The sequence below is a fragment of the Streptomyces sp. NPDC002536 genome, assembly GCF_053594995.1.
Genome location: NZ_JBSFWU010000208.1, coordinates 1 through 4,385 on the forward strand (window position 1 = coordinate 1; position 4,385 = coordinate 4,385).

The following is a 4,385-nucleotide window of genomic DNA, read 5'->3' on the forward strand; positions in this document are numbered from 1 at the left end:
CCCTCTCGCCCCCCGCGTTTCCCCGCCCACCCCCCGCGCCCCTTAAGGGGCGCGGGGAACTGCGCGACAAGCCACGACGCTCCCGCAGTCAAAGTCCCAGGGTGGTGCGTCGGCTGCAGGCCGGCAGTAGCTGATCGCGCAGTTCCCCGCGCCCCTTCGGGGCGCTACGACCACCGCCCGGTGAAAAGGTTCCGCACCCGGCGCCGGGCCCGGCCCGCCGGGTAGTCGTCATCGGAGTCGTCCGAGCCGTCGTCGGGCGCGTGCAGCACCGTCCAGCTCACGGCCGAGACCGCAGGCTCCAGCGACAGCCGGCTGACGGCCTCCTCCAGGAGGCTGTCGTCGCGGCGTTCGGTGGTGAGCTCGGCCGAGACGATCACCTTGCCCGCCGTCTCCGCGTCCTGGCTGCGCACCGAGCGCAGCAGGAAGCCGGGCCGGGCGACGGCCTGGACGACGAGGGTGCGCACGTGCGCCTCCTCGGGCTCGGTGCAGACCACCTCGAAGAGGTAGTCGGTGGCCACTTCGGCCCCGGCGCCGCCGCGCGTCCCGCGGTCCAGGCCGCGCGCCAGCGGCCGCAGCAGGGTGTTGGCGCCGACCACGCCCAGCGTGCCCAGCCCGGCGACCACGTACAGCCCGGTCCCGGCCAGGGCGCCGACCGCGGCCGAACACCACAGCGTGGCGGCCGTGTTCAGGCCGCGCACGCTCAGCCCGTCGCGCATGATGACGCCCGCGCCCAGGAAACCGATGCCGGAGACGATCTGTGCGGCGACGCGCGAACCGTCGTATCCCGTGCTGCTCGTCGCCGCCACGAAGCCGTACTGCGAGAGCAGGACGAACAGCGCGGATCCGGCCGCGACGAGCGCATTGGTCCGCAGGCCCGCCATCCGGGCCCGCCACTGGCGCTCCAGCCCGATGACCGCGCCGAAGCCCAGACCGGCTCCGATGTTGGCGGCCATGTGCCACTCATTGATCACGACCACGATCCACCCTCGTTCTTTCCTCGTTCTCGCCCTGATCTCTATCGGCGCGTCACAGCCAGCTGTTGAACCGGCGGATGTACCAGGTCTTAACACCCTGTGTCAGCAGGCAGTACGCGACCAGGGTGCCGACCAGCCACGGGAAGTAGCTCATCGGCAGGGCCTGCATGCCGAGCGCCGAGGCGATCGGCGAGAACGGCAGCACGACGCCGACGGCCATGACCAGCGCGGTCATCAGCAGCACGGGCGCGGTGGCGCGCGACTGCAGGAACGGGACCTTGCGGGTGCGCAGCATGTGCACGACCAGGGTCTGGGTCAGCAGGCCCTCGACGAACCAGCCGGACTGGAAGAGCGACTGGTGCGCCTCGCTGTCGGCCCCGAAGACGTGCCACATCAGCAGGAAGGTGCTGATGTCGAAGACGGAGCTGGTCGGTCCCATGACGAGCATGAAGCGGCCGATGCCCTTGGCGTCCCACGTGCGGGGCTTGCGCAGGTACTCCTTGTCCATCCGGTCCCAGGGGGTGGCCAGCTGCGAGATGTCGTACGCGAGGTTCTGCACGAGCAGCTGCATGGCCAGCATCGGCTGGAACGGGATGAAGGCGGAGGCGATCAGCACCGAGAAGACGTTCCCGAAGTTCGAGGAGGCCGTCATCTTGATGTACTTGATGGTGTTGCCGAAGGTCTGGCGCCCCTGCAGCACGCCCTGCTCCAGGACGGTGAGGTCCTTCTCCAGCAGGATGATGTCCGCGGACTCCTTGGCGATGTCGACGGCCGTGTCGACGGAGATGCCGACGTCGGACTCGCGCAGCGCCGCGGCGTCGTTGATGCCGTCGCCGAGGAAGCCGACCGTGTGGCCCTCGGCCTGCAGGGCGCGCACGATGCGGGCCTTCTGCACCGGGTTGGTCTTGGCGAACACCGTGGTGCCGCGGACCAGTCGGCGCAGTCCGGCCTCGTCGAGGGTGTCGATGACGGAGCCGGTCACGACCTCGCCGACGTCGATGCCGACGTCCGCGCAGACGCGGGCGGCGACGAGCTCGTTGTCGCCGGTGACGACCTTGACGGCGATGCCGTTGTCGGCCAGCGCGCGCAGCGCCTCGGCGGCGTCCTGCTTCGGCGGGTCGAGGAAGGCGAGGAAGCCGATGAGCGTCAGCCCGGCCTCGTCCGCAACGGTGTAGGTCTCGCTCTCGGCGGGCAGCGTGCGGGTGGCGACGGCCAGCACGCGCAGGCCCTGCCGGTTGTGGTCCTCGGCGGTGCGGGTGACCGTGCGGCGCAGCTCGTCGGTGAGCTCGATCCTCCGGCCGTCGTCGGTCATGTGGGTGCACAGCGCGAGGACTTCCTCGACGGCGCCCTTGGTGATGATCACGTGCTCGGCGGCGGGCCCGGCGAGGTCGTTGCGGCTGAGCACCACGGACATCCGCCGGCGGGCGAAGTCGAAGGGGATCTCGTCGACCATCGTGAAGCGCGCGTCGACGACAACCTCCTCGGCCTCGAGCACCCGGTCGATGACCGCCTGGTCCATCAGGTTGCGCAGCCCGGTCTGGAAGTGGCTGTTGAGGTAGGCGTACTCCAGGACCTCCATGTCCTCCTGGCCGTGGACGTCCAGGTAGCGGTCCAGGACGATGCGGTCCTCGGTGAGCGTGCCGGTCTTGTCCGTGCACAGCACGTCCATGGCGCCGAGGTTCTGGATGGCGTTGAGGCGCTTGACGACGACCTTGCGCTTGGCCATGGCGACGGCGCCGCGCGCGAGGTTGGTGGTGACCACCATCGGCAGCATCTCGGGTGTGAGCCCGACCGCGACGGCGACCGCGAAGGTGAAGGCCTCGGCCCAGTCGCCCTTGGTGAACCCGTTGATCGCGAGGACGACGGGGACCATGACGAGCATGAAGCGGATCAGCAGGAAGCTGACCTTCTTCACCCCGGTGTCGAAGCTGGTCTGCGGGCGCTCGCCGACGAGCGAGCCGGCCATCGAGCCGAAGTAGGTGTCCGCGCCGGTGGCGACGACGACGCCGGTGGCCGTGCCGGAGGTGACCGACGTGCCCATCAGGCACAGGTTGTCGGCCTCGACCGGGTCGGTGGTGGCGTGCTGCCCGTAGTCGCGCGTCCTGGTGTCGGCCTTGGCGACCGGGAGGGACTCGCCGGACAGTGCGGCCTGGCCGACCATGAGGTCCTTGGCCGTGAGCAGCCGCAGGTCGGCCGGGACGAGGTCGCCGGCCGCGAGGCGCACGATGTCGCCGGGGACGACCTGCTCCATCGGGACCTCGACGGTCAGCGGCTCGGTGGCACGGCCGGCGCGGCGCTGCACGGCGGTGGTCGTGGTGACCAGCGCCCGCAGGGCGGCGGCGGAGCGGCCCGAGCGGAACTCCTGCCAGAACCGCAGCAGTCCGCTGACCAGCACCATCGTCGCGAGGATGGCGATGCCCGGGTCGAAGGGCTCCTCGTCGGCGACCTGCAGCCACTGCCAGAGCATGACGGCGTCGAGGGCGACGAGGACGAGGATGAACGGGTTCCAGAAGGCCTTGGCCAGCTGGGCGGGGAAGCGCGGGGCGCGCTCCTGGGCGACGGCGTTGGCGCCGAAGCGCTCCAGGCGCTCGGCGGCCTCGTCCTGCCGGAGGCCGTGCGTGGTGGCGTCGGTGTCGCGCAGCACCTGCGGCGCGGGCATGGAGCTGAAGCGCACGAGGCGCTCGCCGACGGCGCGGGTGCGCGCCTCCAGCTCGGCGGTCCTGCGGTCACGGCGGCCGCGGCCCGGCGGTGCGAGCTTCTGGGGGGTGAGGACGGTGTTGGTCATGGCGGAACCTCTCTCCGGGCACGACGGCATGGCGGGGCGGCACCGCGGGGCATGGCGAGGCATGGCACGACGGCGCGGCCGGTCGACGACCGTGGCACGGACAGTGAGCGGATGTATGACAGGCCGAAGGTCCCGGCGCGGGCAGGACGAAGTGCCCGGGGACGATGCCGGTGGCGGCCGTTCAGGAATTCTCGGAGAGGGGAAATGCGCGCGACAGCGCTGAACAGCGAGATGCGATCAGTCAGACAGTGATCGGACAGTGATCAGCACGAAGGTACGCTGCAGCGAGGACTTCCCTCGGGACTCCGACTGGTCATCCCGATCACCTCCTCGCTCGTACGGACAGCGTCGGTGCCGCACGGCGCGTACGCCGCGGAGTGCACAGAAAAGCCGCGCAGAAGCGCGGGCCTGCACGGCACCTTTCGCTGCCCAGCATGCCATAGGTATGCATGGCGTCAACCCGCGCAATAGGCATGGGCATGCTCAGGCGCACGCCGCGTGCACCGCCCCCGCCCCGTAAGGGGCGCGGGGAACTGCGCGATCAGCCACGACGCTCCCGCAGTCGAGGTACCCGGGGCTGCGCCCCCCCACCCACCCTGGTGTTCTAAGAATAACACAAAACATAA

Annotated in this window: 2 protein-coding genes; both read right to left on the bottom strand. The window is 70.4% G+C overall.

The features are described from left to right. Window positions 1-164 precede the first annotated feature (164 nt). Window positions 165-977: an MgtC/SapB family protein gene (locus ACWD4B_RS35195; RefSeq protein ID WP_451424588.1), complete on the bottom strand. Its 813-nt coding sequence runs from the start codon at window positions 975-977 to the stop codon at window positions 165-167. Between the two features lie 49 nt (window positions 978-1,026). After that, entirely contained in the window at window positions 1,027-3,759 is a 2,733-nt protein-coding gene (gene mgtA, locus ACWD4B_RS35200) for a magnesium-translocating P-type ATPase (protein WP_451424589.1), read from the bottom strand. Window positions 3,760-4,385: the final 626 nt, after the last annotated feature.

What these genes read in the sequence shown, in the direction of transcription:
- mgtA (WP_451424589.1), bottom strand. Translation starts at nt 3,759, where the DNA reads ATGACCAACACCGTCCTCACCCCCCAGAAGCTCGCACCGCCGGGCCGC.